General features: G+C 63.4%; 4 protein-coding genes and 1 pseudogene. 4 read left to right on the top strand and 1 reads right to left on the bottom strand.

All coding sequences use genetic code 11. The annotated features are described in order from the left end of the window. Positions 1-106: 106 nt before the first annotated feature. The 3 genes from A3728_RS09600 to A3728_RS09590 all read left to right on the top strand — a co-directional run bounded on the left by A3728_RS09600 (position 107) and on the right by A3728_RS09590 (position 2,771). The gene (locus A3728_RS09600) at positions 107-871 is read left to right on the top strand and encodes an ABC transporter ATP-binding protein (RefSeq protein ID WP_067922722.1); all 765 of its coding nucleotides are present in this window, start codon (positions 107-109) and stop codon (positions 869-871) included. A gap of 48 nt (positions 872-919) precedes the next feature. After that, positions 920-1,675 (top strand): ABC transporter ATP-binding protein, encoded by a 756-nt coding sequence (locus A3728_RS09595; RefSeq protein WP_067922713.1) that lies wholly within the window; start codon positions 920-922, stop codon positions 1,673-1,675. A gap of 124 nt (positions 1,676-1,799) precedes the next feature. Beyond that, positions 1,800-2,771 carry a sensor histidine kinase gene (locus tag A3728_RS09590; RefSeq protein WP_067922710.1) on the top strand — a complete coding sequence of 324 codons (972 nt, stop codon included), beginning with the start codon at positions 1,800-1,802 and terminating at the stop codon, positions 2,769-2,771. Here the strand turns inward: A3728_RS09590 and A3728_RS09585 are convergent. Next, positions 2,768-4,273, bottom strand: coding sequence for a class I adenylate-forming enzyme family protein (locus A3728_RS09585; protein ID WP_067922707.1), 1,506 nt, complete (start codon positions 4,271-4,273; stop codon positions 2,768-2,770). The genes A3728_RS09590 and A3728_RS09585 overlap by 4 nt on opposite strands. A 146-nt stretch (positions 4,274-4,419) precedes the next feature. Here A3728_RS09585 and A3728_RS09580 point away from each other — a divergent pair. Beyond that, a pseudogene (locus A3728_RS09580) lies at positions 4,420-4,603 on the top strand (acetyl-CoA carboxylase, biotin carboxyl carrier protein); the annotation flags it as partial.

Here is a 4,603-nt window from a genome sequence, read left to right as displayed (position 1 = left end):
GCGGGCGGGACGCTTCGTCTTCCGCCGCCGCGACCGCAAAGCCGGGGACGTCGAATCCGACGCCGCCGAACAGCGCAACCCTGCAGCCGAATAAGGAGACGGGACCATGGCAATCCTCGAAGTCAAGAATGTCGGCAAACGGTTCGGCGGCCTGCAGGCCCTGTCGAACGTGAACCTCAGCGTGGTGGAAAACTCCGTCCATGCGATCATCGGGCCGAACGGCGCGGGCAAGTCCACCCTGCTCAACTGCCTCGTGGGCAAGCTGATCCCCGATACCGGCAGCGTCATGTTCGACGGCCAGTCGGTGCTGGGGCGCAAACCCTACGAGATCAACCAGATGGGCATTTCCCGCGTCTTCCAGACACCGGAGATTTTCGGTGACCTGACGGTGATGGAAAACATGCTCATCCCCTGTTTCGCCAAGCGCGACGGCGCCTTCGAGATGAACGCCGTTTCCCGCGTGGTGGGCCAGCGCGACGTGATAGAGAAGGCGGAGGAGATGATGGAGGAGATGCGCATGAGCGACAAACGCCACATGCATGCCGCATCGCTTTCGCGGGGGGACAAACGGCGGCTCGAAATCGCCATGTGCCTTGCGCAGGATCCGCGTCTTCTGCTGCTCGACGAACCCACCGCCGGGATGGCGCGGGCCGATACCAACAACACGATCGACCTGCTCAAGCAGATCAAGGAAGAGCGCGATATCACCATCGCCATCATCGAACACGACATGCATGTGGTGTTCTCTCTGGCCGAACGGATCACCGTGCTGGCCCAGGGCACACCGCTGGTGGAAGATACCCCCGAACGCATCAAGGGCCATCCGAAGGTGCGCGAAGCCTATCTCGGCGAATCCCAGGACGCCGCCTGATCCCATTCCGCCGCGGCCATCCCGTGCCGCCCCCCGCGAGGAAACGACATGACCGATACCAATACCCTGCCCCGCTCCGACAGCGACGCCTCGACCGGCTCTGCCTATCTGTCCGTCCGGGACCTGCATGCCTACTACGGCGAAAGCTACATCGTGCAGGGCATCAGCTTTGACGTCCACGAAGGCGAGATCCTCGCGCTGCTGGGCCGTAACGGGGCGGGCAAGACCTCTACCCTGCGGGCCATCGCGCGTGTCGCCAGCCCCGAATTGCGCAGCGGCGAAGTCTGGCTGGACGGCAAGGCGCTGCACAAGATGGCCAGCTATCAGGCGGCCGTCGAAGGTCTGGTACTGGTGCCGGAGGATCGCCGGATCATCGCCGGCCTCACAGTGGAGGAGAACCTGAAGCTCGCGCAGATCGCCCCGCCTCTCGGCTGGTCGCTCGACCGTATCTACGAGCTTTTCCCGCGGCTGGGCGAGCGGAAGAATCAGGAAGGTGTGACCCTTTCGGGCGGCGAGCAGCAGATGCTCGCGATTGCCCGCGCGCTGGCGCGCGACATCAAGGTGCTGTTGCTCGATGAACCCTACGAAGGCCTCGCCCCCGTCATCGTGGATGAAATCGAACGAACGCTCGGGCTCATCAAGGATCAGGGCATTACCACTATCCTCGTGGAGCAGAACGCCGTCCGTGCGCTCAAGCTCGCGGACCGCGCCGTCATTCTTGATACCGGCGGTGTCGTTTACGACGGTACGGCAGAAGAGGTTCTGAACGACGCGCAGCTCCGGGCGGAATATCTCGCAATCTAGATCAGTTTTCCGTGAAAAGTCGGTGGCCAAGGGGTTCGTGCTGTGGTCAGAGTAGTGTCGCGTACGAATTTCCTGGGTAACACATCGAGTGTCTGACAATCAGCCGGATCTCCACAATCTGTTCATGTGTTTGCCTGCAGCCTGTCTGGTTCTGGACAGGAATCTGCATATCGCCTCGGCAAATGAAACCTATCTGCAAACGGTAGACCGCAAAGCCGAGGACATCTTCGGCATGTATGTCTTCGACGCCTTTCCCGAGGCACCCGAGCGGCAGGAGATGTTCAAGGAAGCCTTCCACGCTGTCCTCGCGGGGGAGGATAACGAACTGGTTGAGGTGCCCTTCGCGATCCCCGTATCCGAGGAAAAAGGCGGCGGTATGCGTGAGGCATACTGGACCTGCCTGCACCGTGGTGTGCGCAATTCGGATGGGGAAATCACCCATCTGGTACAACATGCACAGGATGTGACGGAACGGGTCATGGCGCAGCGGCTTCAGGGGGCCATCGCCCATGAGCTTCAGCACCGGGTCGGCAACCTGTTCAATCTGACCTCGATCATCGCCCGCCGTTCCGCCGAAGGCATCACTGATATATCCGAATTCCTGACCCGCTACGAAGCGCGCATCCAGTCGATGGCCAAAACCCATTCGCTGCTGACGGGCGGCAACTGGGACGGCATCACCATGCAAAAGCTGCTGGAACGCCAATTGTCGGGCCATCTGGGTGAGGATATGGAGCGGGTCACCTTCGACGGGGGCGAGATGCTTCTCGACCCGCGGGAGGCGCAGGCCGTTTCCATGGCGATCCATGAACTTGCGACCAATGCCTACAAGTACGGGGCGCTGTTCAGCGACAAGGGTACGATCGACATTCGCTGGAACTCGGATGACGCCGACGCGCGCACCTTCGAATGGATCGAGCGGAACGTGAACACGATCACCCCCAACGAAAGGGGCGGCTTCGGGTCAACCATGCTCACGCGGATCGTGCCCTCGCAGCTCAACGGTACCGCAACGCGCGAGCTTACCGAATCGGGCCTGCGCTATTCCGTGCAGCTTGGCGCGTCGCATTCCAACGGCAACGGCAACGGCGCCTAACCCGGCTTCAACCGCTCTCGCAATTCCGTCTTCAGCACCTTGCCGTAATTGTTCTTCGGCAGTTCCTCCATGCGCAGATAGACCTTGGGCCGCTTGAAGCGCGCCATATTCGCCAGACAGAGCGCATCAAGTTCGCTATCCGGGGCCTCGCCGACCACGAAGGCCACGATCTCCTCCCCCCATTCGTCATGGGGGCGCCCCACCACCGAAACTTCCTGCACGGCGTCATGTCGCAGCAAAACCTCCTCCACCTCGCGGGGATAGACGTTCGAGCCGCCGGTGATGATGACATCCTTGCTCCTGTCCTGCAGGGTGAGATAGCCCGCGTCATCCAGCGATCCGATATCGCCGGTGGCGAGCCAGCCGTTCTTCAACGCGCGCGCCGTGGCTTCGGGCGCATTCCAGTAGCCGGGCATCACCGTGCGCCCCCGCACCATGATCTCGCCATTGGTGCCGGCGGGCGCGGTCTGGCCATCCGCAGTCTCGATACGCAGTTCCACCGCCGCCTGCGCCCGCCCGACGGAGGCGAGGCGCTTTTCCCATGTCGCGCCCTTCCTGTCCGCCACGTCCGCCCGCGACAGGGCGGAGATCCCCATGGGGCATTCGCCCTGCCCGTAGATCTGCACGAAAACGGGGCCGAACCAATCCACCGCCGCGACGATATCGGCGTTGTACATCGGCCCACCCCCGTAAACGATAGTGCGCAGCNCCTCCCCGCGCCGCCCCGCCGCGCGGGCCCCGGCGAGCAGGCGGCGCACCATCGTGGGCGCCGCGAACATATGCGCCCGCCCGTGATGCGCCGCGAGGTCGAGCACCTCGTCCGCGTCGAAGCCACCGCTTTCGGGAAAGACATGCCGGGCCCCGGCACGCACATGCATCAGGTTGTAAAGCCCCGCCCCATGGCTGAGCGGCGCGGCATAGATCGCCGCATCCCCGTCAAAGACACGGTCGACATCCACTTCGTAGCAAAGCGCCATCGATAGCAGCATGTCATGGGTGATGATCACCCCCTTGGGCGTACCGGTCGTACCGGAGGTATAGAATAGCCACGCCATGTCCGACCCATCCCGCGGCGCAGGCTCGGGTAGCGGCGGATGGACCAGCAGATCGTCGTATCCAGGGCCATCGACGTCCACGCGCGGGACGGGATCGCCTTCGGCGTTCAATGCCGCCCCGTTGGACCCGACCACGAAGACCAGCTTCGCGCCCGCGTCCCTCAGGATAAACGCCGCCTCACGCCCGTGCAGCTTTGCATTGATCGGCACCGCCGCGGCACCGGCGTACCAGATCCCGTAAAGCGCGATCAGGTAATCCGGCCCGTTGGGCATGAAAAGCGCGACCCGGTCGCCCTCCGCCACTCCCTGCGCGCGCAGCCATCCCGCCACGGCCCGGGCGCGGGCATCAAAATGCGCATAATCGGCCATGGGGGTCACGCCCCTGAACAGGGCGGGATGCCGGGGGTATGCCGTGGCACTGCGGGCCAGCCAATGGGCAAGGTTCATGGATGTCATCCTTCTTCGCTGGCCGCAGACTGCCGCGCCATTGCCCCGACGGCAACAGTCGGCTTTCCATGCTATGGCGCATGGCCTATAAGCGGGCGAGCAAAGGGCGGCGACAGTCTGCCCACCTTGAGAAGGGTCGAGGAACCATGACGAAGAACACCCACGATGCAGACGTCGCGTTCATCCGCGCGCTGGCCGAGCTGCTGAACGAAAACGATCTCACCGAATTGCAGGTGAAGCGCGACTACGCCGAGGACGACAGCCTGAACGTCCGCGTCAGCCGCAAGCCGCCGCAGCAGGTGATGGCCCCGCAACAGCAGTATATGCCGC

Origin of the sequence: Sulfitobacter sp. HI0040 (assembly GCF_001634885.1) — a bacterium.
GTDB lineage: Bacteria > Pseudomonadota > Alphaproteobacteria > Rhodobacterales > Rhodobacteraceae > Sulfitobacter.
The sequence above is the reverse complement of the archived record's forward strand: the minus strand, read 5'-3'. Positions and strand labels throughout refer to the sequence as shown.

Excerpts from the sequence above, each read along its gene's own strand:
- A3728_RS09595 (WP_067922713.1), top strand. The coding sequence starts at position 920 with ATGACCGATACCAATACCCTGCCCCGCTCCGACAGCGACGCCTCGACC.
- A3728_RS09600 (WP_067922722.1), top strand. The coding sequence starts at position 107 with ATGGCAATCCTCGAAGTCAAGAATGTCGGCAAACGGTTCGGCGGCCTG.
- A3728_RS09590 (WP_067922710.1), top strand. The coding sequence starts at position 1,800 with ATGTGTTTGCCTGCAGCCTGTCTGGTTCTGGACAGGAATCTGCATATC.